This is a genomic window from Paracoccus sp. (in: a-proteobacteria), from assembly GCF_030604785.1.
Taxonomy (GTDB): Bacteria; Pseudomonadota; Alphaproteobacteria; order Rhodobacterales; family Rhodobacteraceae; genus Paracoccus.
Window position 1 is genome coordinate 52,374 of the sequence record NZ_JAUVVF010000008.1, and the last position, 16,817, is coordinate 69,190.

Here is a 16,817-nt window from a genome sequence, read left to right on the forward strand (position 1 = left end):
ATGAAGGGAACGAACGGCACCCCGCAGGCGGCAAGGGTCAGCAGCAGGGACAGGGCCAGAATGGGGCGCATGAGACTTCTCCGTGGGGTCGCGGGCACTATTGCCGCAGCGCGCCCCGCTCACAAGTCATATTTCGCCGTGCTCGCTTCGATGCAGCTTTTGTCGCACGCGCCTTATTCCGGCCCAGGCGACGACCAGCACGAGCGGCGTCAGAACCGCGATTGTGACCGCCTTGTCCAGCCCAAGCGCCGAGGCCAGCGGCGCCAGAGCGTAGGACAGAAGCCCGATGGCGTAATAGCTGATTGCCACGACCGACAGGCCCTCGACCGTATGCTGCAGACGCAATTGCAGATCGGCGCGGCGGTCCATGCGCTCCATGATCTTCTGGTTCTGGGCCCGGCGCTCGACCTCGACCCGCGTCCGCAGCAGTTCGCCGCTGCGGCTGGCGCGCGCTTGCATCTCGGACAGCCGCGCCTCGGCCGATTGCGTGGTCCGCATCGCGGGCAGATAGCGGCGGCGCATGAATTCGGTCAGCATCTTCATCTGCATGAAGCGCGTCTCGCGCAGAACCTCGATCCGGTCGCTGACGATGGCCTGATAGGCCCTCGTGGCCCCAAAGCGGAAACTGTGCTGCGCGGCCTGCGCCTCCAGCTCGGTGGCGATGGGCAGCAGATCGTGCAGCACCTCCTCGGCCGGGCGGGCTTCGTCGGCCATGCTGGCGACCAGCGCCGACAGGCGGCTTTCCAGCGCGTTCAGCCGCGCCGTCAGCGAGCGCGCCCGCGTCAGACCCAGCATCGAGGCCGCGCGGTAGGTCTCCAGCTCGACAAGACGATGGACCAGCCGACCGATCCGGCTTTCCGAGACGCCGGGCCGCACGAAGACCGAGATGCGCATCCAGCCAGCGGGGTCGATGCGGAAATCGCTGGCGATCACGGCGGATTCCTCCAGCACCCAGACTGCGGCGAGGCTGTCTGCCGCGAACCAGTCAGCAATCCGGTCGGGGATCTCGGCCGGATCTTCGGGCAGAAGATCGACCTGCACCATCACTGCCGCGATCCGCAGCCCCGGCGCTTCGTTCTGCCAGGCATCGGGAAAGATCGCCGCCGCCGAAGGATCGAAGGGCCGGATCGGCAGGCCCGGCGTCATCGCCATATAGGTCACGAACTCGGTATGGCTTTCCCATTTCAGCTCGTGCCGGCCCAGCCTGCCCTGATAGTGGCTGTCCGACGGATCGGGCCGCGGCCCGCCATGACGCGACACGATCTCGGCCAGATGGGCATGGTCACGGGCGCGGTCGCGGTTGGCGGCGTCCCCCGGCTCCTTGAAGGCCAGAAAGACCGCCGTGGCCGGCGCCGACAGGCGCGGCGAGGGCCGGGCATGAAGCTCGTTGACCAGCGCATAGCGCATCGGATGTTCGGCGGCCGGGTTCATGCGCCTCTCCTTGGGCCCTTGTGAAACAGGGGCCGCGAACGGCCCCTGACCCTGTCTCTGTGGATCCGTGCCCGATCAGTCGATCATGGGCAGAAGCTTGTTGATGCTGTCCTTGGCATCGCCATAGAACATCCGCGTGTTTTCCTTGTAGAACAACGGGTTCTCGATGCCGGAAAAGCCGGTGCCCTGGCCGCGCTTGCTGACAAAGACCTGCTTGGCCTTCCAGACCTCCAGAACCGGCATCCCGGCGATGGGGCTATTCGGATCGTCCTGTGCAGCCGGGTTCACGATGTCGTTCGAACCAATCACGATCACCACGTCGGTCGAGGGGAAGTCCTCGTTGATCTCGTCCATCTCCAGAACGATGTCATAGGGGACCTTGGCTTCGGCCAGCAGCACGTTCATGTGGCCCGGCAGACGGCCGGCAACGGGGTGGATGGCAAAGCGCACCTCCTTGCCCGCGGCGCGCAGCTTGCGCGTCAACTCGCTGACCGCGCCCTGCGCCTGCGCCACCGCCATGCCGTAGCCCGGCACGATCACCACGCTGTCGGCATCGTTCAGCGCCGAGGCCACGCCGGCATCGTCGATGGCGATCTGCTCGCCCTCGATGGCCGCTGCGGGACCCGTCTCGCCGCCGAAGCCGCCCAGGATCACGCTGACGAAATGGCGGTTCATCGCCTTGCACATGATGTAGCTGAGGATCGCGCCAGAGCTGCCGACCAGCGCGCCCGTCACGATCAGCAGGTCGTTGCCAAGCGTGAAGCCGATCGCGGCCGCGGCCCAGCCCGAATAGCTGTTCAGCATCGACACGACCACCGGCATGTCGGCGCCGCCGATGCCCATGATCAGGTGATAGCCGATGAAGAAGGCAAAGCCCGCGATCAGGATCAGCCACAGGATGCCCGGGCCGGTCCCGGCCAGATACAGCATCCCCAGCAGAACCGAGGCCGCCAGCGCGCCCGCATTCAGCATGTGTCCGCCCGGCAGCTTCTTCGGCTTGCCGTCCACGCGGCCCGAGAGCTTGCCGAAGGCCACGACCGAGCCGGTGAAGGTCACAGCGCCGATGAAGACGCCCAGAAAGACCTCGATTTTCAGGACGGTGATCTCGGCCGGGGTCTTGTACATCAGGACGCCCGCAAAGCCTTGGAAGTCCATGGCCAGCCCCTCGGCGCGGGCGCGCAGGACGCGCGCCAGCTCGATCTGGGCGTTGAAGCCGACGAAGACGGCGGCAAGGCCCACCAGCGAATGCATGGCGGCGACAAGCTGCGGCATCTCGGTCATCTGGACGCGCTTGGCGATCAGCCAGCCCGCTGTGCCGCCGATGGCGATCATCACGGCCGAGAGGAACCAGTTACCCGCGCCCGGTCCGAACAGGGTCGCCAGCACCGCCAGCGCCATGCCCGCGATGCCGTACCAGATGGCCCGTTTCGCGCTTTCCTGTCCCGACAGGCCGCCAAGCGACAGGATGAACAGGACCGATGCGACCACATAGGCCGCGGTGGTGAATCCGTAAGCCATTCCTGTCCCCTTACGATTTCTGGAACATGGCCAGCATCCGGCGCGTGACCAGGAAACCGCCGAAGATGTTGACGCCCGCCATCAGCACGGCCAGCGCCGCAAGGATCGTCACCCAGGCCGAGCCCGACCCGATCTGGATCAGCGCGCCCAGGATGATGATCGAGCTGATCGCGTTGGTGATTGCCATCAGCGGCGTGTGCAGCGAATGCGCGACGTTCCAGATGACCCGGAAGCCCACGAAACAGGCCAGCACGAAGACGATGAAATGCGACATGAAGCTGACCGGCGCGACCAGCCCCACGGCCAGCAGCAGCAGCCCGCCCCCGGCCAGCATCGTGACCTGGGATTTCGTCTCCGCCTTGAAGGCGGCGGCCTCGGCGGCGCGGCGTTCCTCGGGGGTCAGCTCCTTCTTCTTCTCGCGGGGCTTCTGGGCCGCGATGGCTGCGACCTTCGGCGGCGGAGGCGGCCAGGTGATGTCGTGATCATGCGCCACCGTCGCGCCGCGGATCACGTCGTCATCCATGTTGTGCTGGATCACCCCATCCTTGCCCGGCGTCAGGTCGGTGACAAAATGGCGGATGTTGTTGCCGTAAAGCTCGCTGGATTGCGTGGCCATGCGGCTGGGGAAATCCGTGTAGCCGATGATGATCACGCCGTTCTCGGTCACGATCCGCTCGTCGGGAACGGTCAGTTCGCAATTGCCGCCCTTTTCGGCGGCAAGGTCCACGATCACGCTGCCGGGCTTCATCGCCGCGACCATGTCGGTGGTCCACAGGACCGGCGCATCGCGGCCCGGGATCAGCGCCGTGGTGATCACGATATCCATCTGCGGGGCCAGTTCACGGAACTTGGCCAGCTGCTTTTCGCGGAATTCGGGGCTGGAGGGCGCGGCATAGCCGCCCGTCGCCGCGCCGTCCTGCGCGGGTTCGTCGAATTCCAGGAACACGAATTCCGCGCCCATCGACTCGATCTGCTCGGCCACTTCGGGACGCACGTCAAAGGCATTGACCTGCGCGCCCAGGCTGACCGAGGCGCCGATCGCGGCCAGCCCGGCCACGCCCGCACCCACGACCAGCACGCGAGCGGGCGGGACCTTGCCCGCCGCCGTCACCTGACCGGTGAAGAAGCGGCCGAAATTGTTCGCGGCCTCGATCACCGCGCGGTAGCCTGCGATATTGGCCATCGAGGAGAGCGCGTCCATCTTCTGCGCGCGGCTGATGCGCGGGACCATGTCCATGGCGATGGCGGTGACGCCCTGTTCCTTGGCCAGCGCCAGCAATTCGGCGTTCTGCGCGGGATAGAAGAACGAGATCACCGTCTGCCCGGCGCGCATCTGGCGCAGCTCCGGCACGGTCGGCTGGCGGACCTTGGCGATCATGTCGGCCTGCGCGATCAGCTCGGCCGCATTCGGCAGCACGGTGACATTCGCCCGCCGGTAATCCTCGTCCGAAAAGCCTGCGCGCGCGCCCGCCCCGGATTCGATCAGGACGTCATGCCCCAGTTTCTGGAGATGCCCCGCCGAAGCCGGGGTGACCGCCACCCGCGCCTCTCCCTCGAAGCCCTCTCTCAAAGCGCCAATCTTCATGGCCTTTTCGTCCCCCGCTCGGCTGATTGCGTCGGTCCATGCATAACACCGCGCAATTTCAGTTCACAACCCTGCGAGATTGTAACGTGGGGCAAAAGCCCTGCCTTGGTCTCATGTCAGAAGATTGCGCGCGCGGGCGGCAGGGTGCGCGCAAAGCTGCCCGGAATGGCAAACGGCCCGGGCATGGCCCGGGCCGTTCATCGCGATCATTCGACCGACGGGCCGCGATCAGTTCGCCGGAGCCGGCGTGGTCGTCTCGGCCTCGTCATCCGCCGCCGGAGCGGTCGGAGCAGGCGCGACAGGGGCCGGCGCGGTCTCGGCAGGTGCGGTTTCCGCAGGGGCGGTGTCGGCCGGGGCCGGGGCGGCAGGCTCTGCCGGAGCGGGAGCCGGCGCGGCGGGCTCGGCCGGAGCCGGAGCGGGTTCCTCGACCGGGGCCGGCTCGACCGGAGCGGGCTCGGCCGGGGCGGGCTCTTCCACCACGACGGGTTCGTCGGCGGCGGGCTCGCCCGGCGCTTCCTCGGTCGTCACGACCGTGGTCGTGTCGCCGTTCACCACGACGGTGTCATCGGTCATGAAACGCTGCAGGACGAAATAGGCCAGGGCCAGCGCCAGCAGCACACCGATGATCAGCGGCAGCGCCGAAGAGCGACGCTCGACCGGCTCGACATAGGTTTCGCGCGGCTCGATGCCGGGCTGCGGGCGGTTCGGATCGTTCGGGTCATGGCTCATGTCCAAGCCTCCTCTGTCTGAATCTCGTTACACCATTGCAGGTGGTCACCCTGTGGTTGACAAGGCCAGCGGTGTCAATCACTTCGTCGCCCGCCTTGCGGCATATCGCTGCTGTGGATAACAGGGTCCGGGCCATGCCGGTTCCCCGGGCCGGCGCGAAAAAACACCCCAGGCGCAGGAAAGGGACTTCCCGATGAATGCAACCGCGCAAAGCCGCCCCGTGACGCTCTTGGCCGATTACCGCCCCTATCCGTTCACGCTGACCGAGACGCGACTGGACGTAACGCTGTCGCCTGACGCGACGCGGGTCCGCGCGGCCATCGACATGGCCGCCGCGCCGGGATGCGAGGGCTCCGATCTGGTGCTGGACGGCGGCAAGGGGCTGGACCTGCATTCGGTCGCCCTGAACGGCGCGGCGATCGACCCGAAGCATCTGCGCCGCGACGACGAGACGCTGACCATCGCCGCCGCCGCCCTGCCCCCCGGCCCCTTCACGCTGGAGACCGAGGTCGTCATCGACCCGGCGGCGAACACGTCGTGCGAGGGGCTCTACCTGTCGGGCGGCATCTTCTGCACCCAATGCGAGGCCGAGGGGTTCCGCCACATCACCTTTTATCCCGACCGCCCCGACGTGATGACGACGTTCCGCGTCACCATGCGCGGCGATCTGCCGGTGCTGCTGTCGAACGGCAACCCGATCCGGCAGGAGCCGGGCCTTGCCGAATGGCACGACCCCTGGCCCAAGCCCAGCTATCTGTTCGCGCTGGTCGCGGGCGATCTGGTGGCGGTGCCGGGGCGCTTCACCACCCGGTCGGGGCGCGACGTGGCGCTGAATGTCTGGGTGCGTCCGGGCGATCAGGATAGCGCGGGCTTTGCGCTGGACTCGCTGGTCAAGTCGATGAAATGGGACGAGGACGTCTATGGCCGCGAATACGATCTGGACGTGTTCAACCTCGTGGCCGTCGACGATTTCAACATGGGCGCCATGGAAAACAAGGGGTTGAATATCTTCAACTCGAAACTCGTCCTCGCCTCGCCGGAAACCGCGACCGATACCGATTACGAGCGGATCGAGGCCGTGATCGCGCATGAATATTTCCACAACTGGACAGGCAACCGCATCACCTGCCGCGACTGGTTCCAGCTGTGCCTCAAGGAAGGGCTGACCGTCTACCGCGACCAGCAATTCACCAGCGACCTGCGCTCGGCCGCAGTCAAGCGGATCGAGGATGTCCAGACACTGCGCGCCCGCCAGTTCCGCGAGGATCAGGGCCCGCTGGCGCATCCCCCGCGCCCCGACCGCTATGAAGAGATCAACAACTTCTACACCGCGACCGTCTACGAAAAGGGCGCCGAGGTGATCGGCATGCTGCGCCTTCTGGTCGGTGATCAGGGTTATGCCCGCGCGCTGGATCTGTATTTCGACCGCCATGACGGGCAGGCCGCCACGATCGAGGATTGGCTGGCCGTGTTTCAGGATGCGACAGGCCGCGATCTGACCCAGTTCAAGCGCTGGTACACCGATGCCGGAACGCCGATCTTGACGATGAGGGAAGATTGGCAGGACGGCACGCTGACGCTGGATTTCGCGCAGCAGACGCCGCCGACGCCCGGTCAGCCGGACAAGCCCGCGCGCGTCATTCCCATCGCGGTGGGCCTGATCGGCCCGGACGGCACCGAAACCGCGCCGACGCGGGTTCTGGAGATGACCGAGACGCGGCAGAGCTTCACCTTCGAGGGCTTGGCAGAGCGGCCCGTCGTCTCGGCACTTCGCGGCTTCTCGGCCCCGGTGATCCTGCGCCGCCCGATGGACGATGCGACGCGCGCTTTCCTGCTGGCCCATGACAGCGACCCCTTCGCCCGGTGGGAGGCCGGGCGCGAACTGGCCATGGCCGCGCTGCTGCGCGCCGCGACAGGCGCTCCGCCCGAGGATGGCGCGTTGGTCGAGGCGATGGGCCGGATGCTGGCCGATGAGGCCGCCGATCCGGCTTTGCGCGCGCTTTGCCTGCATCTGCCGGGCGAGGAAGAGATCGCGGCCCGGCTGGCCTCGGACAGGTCAGAGCCCGAACCCGACGCGATCCATGCCGCCCGCGAGGCGCTGGCGCGGCGTCTGGCCGTCGCGCATGAGGCGCTGCTGGCGGATCTCTACGACCGGATGGCGGTCGAGGGGCCCTATCGTCCCGATGCGCCGGATGCCGCGCGCCGCTCGCTGCGGCTGGCGGTGCTGGGGCTTCTGTCGCGGATCGATGACGGCGCGCGGGCGCAGGCTCTGTTCGATGCCGCCGGCAACATGACCGAGCGGATGGGCGCCCTGTCGGTTCTGGTGCGGCTGGGCCGCGCCGAGGCGGCGCTGCAGGCGATGGCGGCGGAATTCGGCGCGAACCGGCTGGTGATGGACAAGTGGTTCAGCGTCCAGGTCATGGCCGCGCCCCCGGCGCAGGCGGTCGCCATCGCCTGCGATCTGGCGGCCCTGCCCGCCTTTGACTGGCGCAACCCGAACCGCTACCGGGCATTGCTGGGCGGGCTTGCGGCCAATCACGCAGGCTTTCATGCGGCGGACGGGTCTGGCTATCGCTTTTACGCCGAATGGCTGATGCGGATGGATCCGGCCAATCCGCAGATCGCGGCGCGCATGTCCACCGCTTTCGAGACCTGGCCGCGCTACGACGCGACGCGCCGGGGCCATGCGCTGGCTGCTTTGGAGGCGATCGCCGCGATGGAGGGTCTCAGCCGCAACAGCCGCGAGATGGTCGCGCGCATGATCGCCGCCGGGCAGTCGCGAAGCGAGGGCTGAGCATGGCCCCTGCCGCCGGTGATCCGGCGGCAGGCCGGGTGCAGGTCGCGTCCCGCGGCAGCCGGGGGGCTCTGCCCCCGGACCCCCGTAGAGCATGCCGGAAGCAAGGGCCGGGTCCCTCTGGTCAGAGCGCCATGTCGTCGCGGTGGATCAGGGCGGCGCGGCCGGGATAACCGAGGATCGCCTCGATGCTGGTGCTGCGCTGGCCCTTGATCCGGCGCGCCTCGTCCGCCGTGTAGCGCGACAGACCGCAGCCCAGGGTCTCGCCGGCGGGGCCGGTGATCGCCACCGGCTCGCCGCGGCCGAATTCGCCCGCGACATCGGTGACGCCGGCCGGCAGCAGAGACTTGCCGTTCGCCAATGCCGCAGCGGCACCGGCATCGATGGTCAGCACGCCGCGCGGCTTCATCGCGGCGATCCAGCGTTTGCGCGCCTGCTGGGGGTCGGTCTCGGGCAGGAACCAGCTGGCGCGGGCGCCGCTTGCCACTGCCGAAAGGGGGCGCAGGACCGAACCCTCTGCAATGGCCATGGCACAGCCGCCCGCCACCGCCGTCCGAGCGGCCATCAGCTTGGTCTTCATGCCGCCCTTGGACAGGCCCGAGACGGGGTCGCCGCCCATCGCCTCGATCTCGGGGGTGATCGCCGCGATCACGGGCAGGTGCCGCGCTGTCGGGTCGGTCTTGGGATTGGCGGTGTAGAGCCCGTCAACGTCGGACAGAAGCAGCAGCTGATCGGCGCCGCAGGTCACGGCGATCTGGGCTGCCAGCCGGTCATTGTCGCCAAAGCGGATCTCGTCGGTGGCGACGGTGTCGTTCTCGTTCACGATGGGCACGACGCCGAGCGACAGCAGCGTCTGCATCGTGGCACGGCTGTTCAGGTAGCGGCGGCGGTCGGCACTGTCCTCCAGCGTCAGCAGGACCTGTGCGGTGGTGACGCCATGCGGGGCCAGCGCCTCTTCATAGGCGCGGGCGAGGCGGATCTGGCCCACGGCGGCGGCGGCCTGCGCCTGTTCCAGCGGCAGCGCGCCGGGCGGCAGGCCCAGGACCCGGCGGCCAAGCGCGATCGAGCCGGACGAGACCAGCACCACATCGACGCCGCGTGCGCGCCATGCGGCCACGTCGTCGCAAAGCCCGCGCAGCCAGTCGCCGCGCAATCCGTCCGGTCCGACCAGCAGCGCCGAGCCGATCTTGACCACCAGCCGCCGCGCGGCATCCAGCGCGGGTGCGCCCATGGCTGCCGCGCTCACGGCTGCCAGGACCCGTCGGGTGTGCCCGTCGGGGCGGGGGCGCGCGATGGCTCGATCTCGCGCCACAGCGCGCGCAGCACGTCCGGCACGCCATGGCGCGAGACGCCCGACATCAACAGGACCGGATGGCCCAGCTCGGCCTCGAGCGCCGCGCGCCGTTCGGCCAGCGTCTCGTCGTCCAGCGCGTCGATCTTGTTCATCGCGGTGACGCGGGGCTTTTCCATCAGCACCGACGAATAGGCCTGAAGCTCGGTCAGGATGGTGCGCGCATCCTCGGCCACGGTCTCGGATGTGCCGTCCACCAGATGCAGAAGCACGCGGCTGCGTTCGACATGGCCCAGGAACTGGTCGCCAAGGCCGCGGCCTTCGCTGGCGCCCTCGATCAGGCCGGGAATGTCGGCCATCACGAATTCATGCCCGTCCACCCCCACGACACCCAGATTGGGATGCAGCGTGGTGAAGGGATAATCGGCGATCTTGGGGCGGGCGTTCGAGACCGCCGCCAGAAAGGTCGATTTCCCGGCATTGGGCAGTCCCACAAGTCCGCTATCCGCGATCAGCTTCAGCCGCAGCCAGATCGTGCGTTCGATCCCCGGCTGGCCGGGATTGGCGCTGCGGGGGCTGCGGTTGGTCGAGCTCTTGAAGTGCAGGTTCCCCCAGCCGCCATTGCCGCCCTTGGCCAGGAGGACGCGCTGGCCGACCTCGGTGAGGTCGGCGATCACGGTCTCTTCGTCCTCGTCCAGGATCTCGGTGCCCACGGGCAGGCGCAGGACGACATCGTCGCCCGACTTGCCGGTCATCTGGCTGCCCATCCCGTGCTGGCCGGACTTCGCGAAGAAATGCTGCTGATAGCGGAAGTCGATCAGGGTGTTCAGCCCCTCGACCGCCTCGGCCCAGACATCGCCGCCGCGCCCGCCGTCGCCGCCATCGGGGCCGCCATATTCGATGAACTTCTCGCGCCGGAAGGACACGCAGCCCGCGCCGCCGCCGCCCGAGCGGATATAGACTTTGGCGAGGTCGAGAAATTTCATCGCAAGGCTCCTTTTGCGGTCAGGCGATACGCCCTTGGGGGACGGCGCGCAAGGGCGGCGGGCTGGCATTGGCGCGCCCCGCCCCTATGTAATGCCAGAAGGAGAAGCCGATGTTCCAGTTCGACAACAGCTATGCCCGCCTGCCCCGCAGCTTCTATGCGGCGGTGATGCCCACGCCGGTCAGCCAGCCACGCCTTCTGGCGCTGAACCACGACCTGGCCGCGCGGCTGGGGCTGGATGCCGAATGGCTGGGGACCCCTGACGGCGTGGCGGTGCTGGCCGGAAACGCGGTCCCGCAGGGCGCCGAGCCGCTGGCGCAGGCCTATGCGGGCCATCAATTCGGCGGCTTCGTGCCGCAGCTGGGCGACGGGCGCGCGGTGCTTCTGGGCGAGCTCAGGGCACCCGACGGGGCACGGTTCGACATCCAGCTGAAGGGCTCGGGGCAGACGCCCTTCTCGCGGCGCGGTGACGGGCGGGCCTGGCTGGGCCCGGTGCTGCGCGAATATCTGGTCAGCGAATTCATGGCCGCAATGGGCGTGCCGACGACCCGCGCCCTGGCGGCGGTGGCCACGGGCGAGACCGTCTGGCGGGAGACCGCCCTGCCCGGCGCCGTCCTGACCCGTGTGGCCGCCAGCCATATCCGCGTGGGGACGTTCCAGTATTTCGCCGTGCGCGACGACCGCGCCGCGCTGCAGGCGCTGGCCGATCACGTCATCGCCCGCCATTACCCGCAGGCGGACAGCCCGCTGGCGCTGCTGGACGCCGTTGTCGCGGCCCAGGCCGAGACCATCGCGTCGTGGATGGCGCTTGGCTTCATCCACGGCGTGATGAACACCGACAACATGGCCATCTCGGGCGAGACGATCGATTACGGCCCCTGCGCCTTCATGGATGCCTACCATCCGCAGACGGTGTTCTCGTCGATCGACCGGCAGGGGCGCTATGCTTGGGCGAACCAGCCTCAGATCGCGGTCTGGAACCTGGCGCAATTTGCCACCTGCCTGATCCCGCTGATGGGCGAGGAAGGCCCCGCCGTCGAGGCCGCGACCGAATCCGTTCACCGCTTCGCGCCCCTTTATCAGGCGGCATGGCTCAGGCGCTTCGGCGACAAGCTGGGGATCGAGGGTGTGCCGAACCAGAAGCTCATCGAGCGGCTTCTGACCCTGATGGCCGAGGGCCGCGCGGACTTCACCCGAACCTTCCGCGGGCTGGCGGACGGGACAGCGCGGGACGAGTTCACCGACCGTGCGGCCTTTGATGCCTGGGCTGCCGACTGGCAGGCGCTGAACCCCGATAGGGGCCTGATGGCGCGGACGAATCCGGTCCGCATCCCGCGCAACCACCGGATCGAGCAGGCCATCGAGGCGGCGCTGGCGGATGATCTGGCGCCCTTCCGGCGGCTGTCGCAGGCGCTGGTCCGGCCCCTCGAGGCGCGGCCCGCTTGGGACGACCTGTCCAACCCGCCGCTGCCCGCCGAGATCGTGCACCACACCTTCTGCGGGACCTGAGCGGCTTTTGACTTGTCACCGCCGCCCGGGCGGTGACACTGACCCCGACCAAGCGGGACCGAAACCGACGCGATGCTGAAACTGGCCAGCTACAATCTGCACAAGTGCCGGGGGCTTACCGGCCCGCACGCGCCCGAACGCAACCTTGCCGTGATCCGCGCGCTCGACCCCGACATCATCGCCCTGCAAGAGGTCGATTTCCGCTATGGCGCCCGCCCCGAGGCCCTGCCGCGCAAGCTGATCCTGGCGGAAACCGGCCTTGTCCCCGCGCGCCTGAACGGCACCAGCGATGCCAGTCTCGGCTGGCACGGCCAGACCATCCTGATGCGCCCCCATCTGGCCGAAATCGCGACCCTGCGCCGCCTGCCCCTGCCGGGGCTCGAGCCGCGCGGTGCGGTCGCGCTGCGCCTGCCCGGGCTGACGGTGATCGGGGTCCATCTGGGCCTTGCGCGGTCCTCGCGCCGGGCGCAGCTTGCGCGCATCACCGCCCAGGCCTCGCGCATCGCCGAGGATCACATCGTCCTGATGGGCGACTTCAACGAATGGCGCGACGACAGGGGACTGGAATCGCTGGCGGGGTTCCGCCTGATCGCGCCGGGGCCGTCCTATCCCGCGCCCCTGCCCCAGCTGCGGCTGGACCGGATGGCGATGTCGCGCAATCTCGACCTGCTGGAATCGGGGGTCTTCAGCGGGGCCGGCGCGCGCGAGGCCTCGGACCATCTGCCGATCTGGGCGCGGATCAGATTGCCGTGATGATTGCGACCGCGACGCCACGCCGCTATGAAGGCGCCAACGCATCAACGGAGGCGCTTTCATGACTGCCATCATCGACATCTACGCCCGCGAGATCCTCGACAGCCGCGGCAACCCGACCGTCGAGGTCGACGTCACGCTGGAAGACGGCACGATGGGCCGCGCGGCCGTCCCCTCGGGGGCCTCGACGGGCGCGCATGAAGCGGTCGAGAAGCGCGATGGCGACAAGTCCCGGTATCTGGGCAAGGGCGTTCTGGAAGCCGTGGCCGCCGTCAATGGCGAACTGGCCGAGGCCCTGATCGGCGAGGACGCGACCGAGCAGCGCGCCATCGACGCCATGATGATCGAGCTGGACGGCACCCCGAACAAGGGCCGGTTTGGCGCGAACGCGATCCTCGGCGTGTCGCTGGCGGTGGCCAAGGCCGCTGCGGATGCGACGAACCAGCCGCTTTACCGCTATGTCGGTGGCACTGCCGCGCGCATCCTGCCGGTGCCGATGATGAACATCATCAACGGGGGCGAGCACGCCGACAACCCGATCGACATCCAGGAATTCATGATCATGCCGGTCGCCGCGGAGAATATCCGCGAAGCGGTCCGCATGGGTTCGGAAGTCTTCCACACCCTGAAGAAAGAGCTTTCGGCGGCGGGCCTGTCCACTGGGATCGGCGACGAGGGCGGCTTTGCGCCGAACCTGTCCAGCACCCGCGATGCGCTGGACTTCATCCTCAAGGCAATCGAGAAAGCCGGCTACAAGCCCGGCGACGACATCATGCTGGCCCTCGACTGCGCCTCGACCGAGTATTTCAAGGGCGGCAAATACGAGATGAAGGGCGAGGGCAAGTCGCTGTCGCCGGCCGAGAACGTGGATTACCTGGCCGCGCTGTGTGACGCCTATCCGATCCTGTCGATCGAGGATGGCTGCGCCGAGGATGACTGGGACGGCTGGAAGATGCTGACCGACAAGCTGGGCGGCCGCGTGCAGCTGGTGGGCGACGACCTGTTCGTGACGAACCCCGCCCGTCTGGCCGAGGGTATCGCCAAGGGCTGCGGCAACAGCCTGCTGGTCAAGGTGAACCAGATCGGCACGCTGTCGGAAACGCTGGACGCCGTCCGCATGGCCGACCGCGCGGGCTTTACCAGCGTCATGTCGCACCGCTCAGGCGAGACCGAGGACGCGACCATCGCCGATCTGGCGGTCGCCACGAATTGCGGCCAGATCAAGACCGGCTCGCTGGCGCGCTCGGACCGGCTGGCGAAATACAACCAGCTGATCCGGATCGAGGAAATGCTGGGCGCCACCGCAGAATATGCGGGCCGCTCGATCCTGCGCTGATCGCCGGATCATCCGCTGACATCACGGCGCGGCCCTCGGGTCGCGCCGTTCTTCGTCAGGCCGGTCCCTGCCCCGGATCGGATTGCGCCAGTTCCACCACCAGCCGCAGCCCCTCTGCCAGACGCTCGCGCGGCAGGCGGCAGTTCAGCGCGATGCGGACCGCCTCGACCGGGGCGGCCTGCGGGCGGGGGATGGCGTGGAAATCGCTGGCCGGGCGCAGGATCACCCCGGCCTGAGCCGCGCGAGAGACGAAATCCTCGGCCCGCCACGGCGCGGGCAAGGGCAGCCACAGCATCGGCACGCCCGGCTGGCTGGCAGCGGGCAGCGGCGCAAGGCAATCGCGCGCCAGCGCCAGACGGTCCGCGACCTCGACCTGGACACGGGCTGCGATCGCCTCGGCATCGCCCGATTCCATCAGCCGCGTGACCAGCCCGGTGATCGGCTGCGACAGGCCCATATGGCTGTGCTGCGCGGCGACGCGGCCCGCCGCGCCCATTCCCTCGGGGCAGATCAGCATGCCGAAGCGCAGGCCGGCGGCGATGATCTTGGACAGGCTGCTGACATGCCAGACCCGTTCGGGCGCCAGCGCGCGCAGGCTGGGCGGCGCGTCGGGGCGTGGCGTGGGCGCATAGCATTCGTCCTCGAGCACCTGAAGGTCATGGCGGCGCGCGATCTCGATGATCCGGTGCCGGCGTTCGGCCCCCATGCCGGTCAGCGTCGGGTTCTGGGCCGAAGGCGTCAGCGCGACCAGCCGCGCCCCGGTCTGGCGCGCCACCGCATCCAGCGCCTCGGGCAGCATGCCCTGGGCATCGGTCGCCACGGGAAAGACCTCGGCCCGAGACAGCCGTGCGGCATGGCGCATGCCGGGATAGGTCAGCGCCTCGGCCATCACACCCTGCGCCTGATCGGCTAGCGTCAGCGCCATGACCAGCGTGATCGCGTGCTGCCCGCCATGGGTCAGGACCAGATCGCCCACCGCGACCGGCCCCAGATCGCGGTCGGAAAGCCAGTCCAGAACCGCCCGCCGGCACCGCTGGTCGCGGCTGAGCGGCGTGTAATCGAGGATGTCGGCATCCAGGTCGGCGGCGGCTTCGGCCATGTGGCCGCCGATGATCGCGGCCTGCCCGCAATCGGGCAGATGCGGGATGCGCAGATCGACCGGCCCGTCGGCGCGCACGGGGCTGTCGATGCTTTCATAGACCAGCGGTTGCAGGATCTCCTGCCTGGGCCTCGGCGCCGCGATGAAGCTGCCGCGCCCGACATGGCTTTCGATCACCCCTTCGGCGGCGGCGACCTGATAGGCCCGCGCCACCGTGCCGGTCGTCACGCCCAGCTTCCACGCCATGTCGCGCATCGGCGGCAGCCGAGTGCCCGGCGGCAGCGCGCCCGAACGCGCCGCCTCGCGCAAGGCATTGGCACGCGCGCGGAATTTGGGCTCGGACCGGTCCGAAAGTTCGGGCTGCCAATCCTTGATCCTTGCATCCATCGCGACTCGGCCTTTCGGGAACATTCTGTATCCGGAAGATGATCTAGCGCCGCGGCGCCGCCCCGACAATCGCGGCCTTTGGCGGACAGGATGCCGCAGCGATGAAAGGCCCGGAAAAAACGCGTGGGCGCGGCTGCCTTGACACTCGACAGAGCGCGCATCGCCGCTAAACTGCACCGGGTGACGGGCAGGGAAACTGCCCCTGAGGAGGAGAAAACATGACCGAAAAGAAAGCACTGGACCGCCGGTCCTTCCTGGCGCGCGCGTCGGTCGGCGGCGCGGCCGCAGCCGCGACCGGCCTTCTGGCCGCGCCCGCGATCGCGCAGGAAGCGCCCCAGGTGAACTGGCGCCTGGCCTCGTCCTTCCCGAAATCGCTGGACACGATCTATGGCGGCGCCGAGGAAATGGCGCAGCGCCTGTCCGAGGCGACTGATGGCCGCTTCAACATCCAGGTCTTCGCCGCCGGCGAGATCGTTCCGGGTCTGGACGCGATCAACGCCACCACCGACGGCACGGTCGAGTGCTGCCATTCGGTCGGCTATTACAACTGGGGCAAGGACCCGGCCTTCGCCTGCGGCGCCGACCTGCCCTTCACCTTCTCGGCGCGATCGAAGGCGGCCTACAATTATCAGGGCGGCGGGATCGACGCCTACAACAACTTCCTGCAGAAATACGATCTGGTCAGCTTCCCCGGGGGCAATACCGGCGCGCAGATGGGCGGCTGGTATCGCCGCGAGATCAACACGCTGGCCGACATGCAGGGCCTGAAGCTGCGCATCGCGGGCCTTGCCGGCCGCGTGGTGGAGAAGCTGGGCGTGGTGCCGCAGCAGATCGCGGGCGGCGACATCTATCCGTCGCTCGAGCGTGGCACGATCGACGCCGCCGAATGGGTCGGCCCCTATGACGACGAGAAGCTGGGCTTCCACAAGGTCGCGCCCTACTACTACTATCCCGGCTTCTGGGAAGGCGGCCCGACGGTCAGCTTCTTCATCAACAAGGGCCAGTGGGATGCGCTGCCCGACAGCTACAAGTCGCTGTTCCGCACCGCCGCGCAGGCCGTGGACCAGAACATGCTGGCCAAATACGACAAGCTGAACCCCACCGCGCTGAAATCGCTGGTCGCCCAGGGCGCGCAGCTGCGGTCCTTCAGCGAGGAAATCCTTGTCGCCGCCTTCCAGGCTGCGAACGAGATCTATGCCGAGATCTCGGCCCAGAACGAGGATTTCAAGACCCAGTACGAGGCGCAGCTGGCCTTCCGCGACGACTGGTATCTGTATCAGCAGACGACCGAATACACGTTCGACACGTTCATGATGCTGCAGCAGCGCGCGGGCGGTCTGGCCGTTCCGGGCTGATCGCAACCGGTCCCGAAAAGGAAACCGCCGCGGGTCTTCCCCGCG

General features: G+C 68.2%; 12 protein-coding genes. 5 read left to right on the forward strand and 7 right to left on the reverse strand.

The window, feature by feature from the left end; genetic code table 11:
* Positions 1–126: 126 nt before the first annotated feature.
* From QAR72_RS04585 to QAR72_RS04600, 4 genes are all read right to left on the reverse strand, one after another.
* On the reverse strand, positions 127–1,431 hold the full coding sequence (locus QAR72_RS04585) for a DUF3422 family protein (protein ID WP_304616185.1): 1,305 nt from the start codon (positions 1,429–1,431) through the stop codon (positions 127–129).
* 75 nt (positions 1,432–1,506) lie between these two features.
* The gene (locus QAR72_RS04590; RefSeq protein WP_304616186.1) at positions 1,507–2,949 is read right to left on the reverse strand and encodes an NAD(P)(+) transhydrogenase (Re/Si-specific) subunit beta; all 1,443 of its coding nucleotides are present in this window, start codon (positions 2,947–2,949) and stop codon (positions 1,507–1,509) included.
* Positions 2,950–2,959: 10 nt separating this feature from the next.
* The gene (locus QAR72_RS04595) at positions 2,960–4,534 is read right to left on the reverse strand and encodes a Re/Si-specific NAD(P)(+) transhydrogenase subunit alpha (protein WP_304616187.1); all 1,575 of its coding nucleotides are present in this window, start codon (positions 4,532–4,534) and stop codon (positions 2,960–2,962) included.
* A gap of 228 nt (positions 4,535–4,762) precedes the next feature.
* A complete protein-coding gene (locus QAR72_RS04600; protein ID WP_304616188.1) occupies positions 4,763–5,263 on the reverse strand; it encodes a hypothetical protein in 501 nt (166 codons plus the stop codon).
* A gap of 193 nt (positions 5,264–5,456) precedes the next feature.
* On the opposite strand from QAR72_RS04600, the gene pepN reads away from it, so the two are divergent.
* The gene (gene pepN, locus QAR72_RS04605) at positions 5,457–8,057 is read left to right on the forward strand and encodes an aminopeptidase N (protein WP_304616189.1); all 2,601 of its coding nucleotides are present in this window, start codon (positions 5,457–5,459) and stop codon (positions 8,055–8,057) included.
* Between the two features lie 124 nt (positions 8,058–8,181).
* On the opposite strand, the gene proB is transcribed toward pepN, so the two are convergent.
* Positions 8,182–9,288, reverse strand: coding sequence for a glutamate 5-kinase (gene proB / locus QAR72_RS04610; RefSeq protein WP_304616209.1), 1,107 nt, complete (start codon positions 9,286–9,288; stop codon positions 8,182–8,184).
* An 11-nt stretch (positions 9,289–9,299) separates the two neighbouring features.
* Entirely contained in the window at positions 9,300–10,334 is a 1,035-nt protein-coding gene (gene obgE, locus QAR72_RS04615; RefSeq protein ID WP_304616190.1) for a GTPase ObgE, read from the reverse strand.
* 110 nt (positions 10,335–10,444) lie between these two features.
* Here obgE and QAR72_RS04620 point away from each other — a divergent pair, with 110 nt between their 5' ends.
* From QAR72_RS04620 to eno, 3 genes are all read left to right on the forward strand, one after another.
* Positions 10,445–11,842: a protein adenylyltransferase SelO gene (locus QAR72_RS04620; RefSeq protein ID WP_304616191.1), complete on the forward strand. Its 1,398-nt coding sequence runs from the start codon at positions 10,445–10,447 to the stop codon at positions 11,840–11,842.
* A gap of 72 nt (positions 11,843–11,914) precedes the next feature.
* On the forward strand, positions 11,915–12,595 hold the full coding sequence (locus tag QAR72_RS04625; protein ID WP_304616192.1) for an endonuclease/exonuclease/phosphatase family protein: 681 nt from the start codon (positions 11,915–11,917) through the stop codon (positions 12,593–12,595).
* A 61-nt stretch (positions 12,596–12,656) separates the two neighbouring features.
* Complete coding sequence (gene eno, locus QAR72_RS04630) at positions 12,657–13,931, forward strand: phosphopyruvate hydratase (RefSeq protein WP_304616193.1); 1,275 nt, start codon at positions 12,657–12,659, stop codon at positions 13,929–13,931.
* Positions 13,932–13,986: 55 nt separating this feature from the next.
* On the opposite strand, the gene QAR72_RS04635 is transcribed toward eno, so the two are convergent.
* A complete protein-coding gene (locus QAR72_RS04635; protein ID WP_304616194.1) occupies positions 13,987–15,417 on the reverse strand; it encodes an aminotransferase-like domain-containing protein in 1,431 nt (476 codons plus the stop codon).
* Between the two features lie 236 nt (positions 15,418–15,653).
* Here QAR72_RS04635 and QAR72_RS04640 point away from each other — a divergent pair, with 236 nt between their 5' ends.
* Positions 15,654–16,772 carry a TRAP transporter substrate-binding protein gene (locus QAR72_RS04640; RefSeq protein ID WP_304616210.1) on the forward strand — a complete coding sequence of 373 codons (1,119 nt, stop codon included), beginning with the start codon at positions 15,654–15,656 and terminating at the stop codon, positions 16,770–16,772.
* Positions 16,773–16,817: the final 45 nt, after the last annotated feature.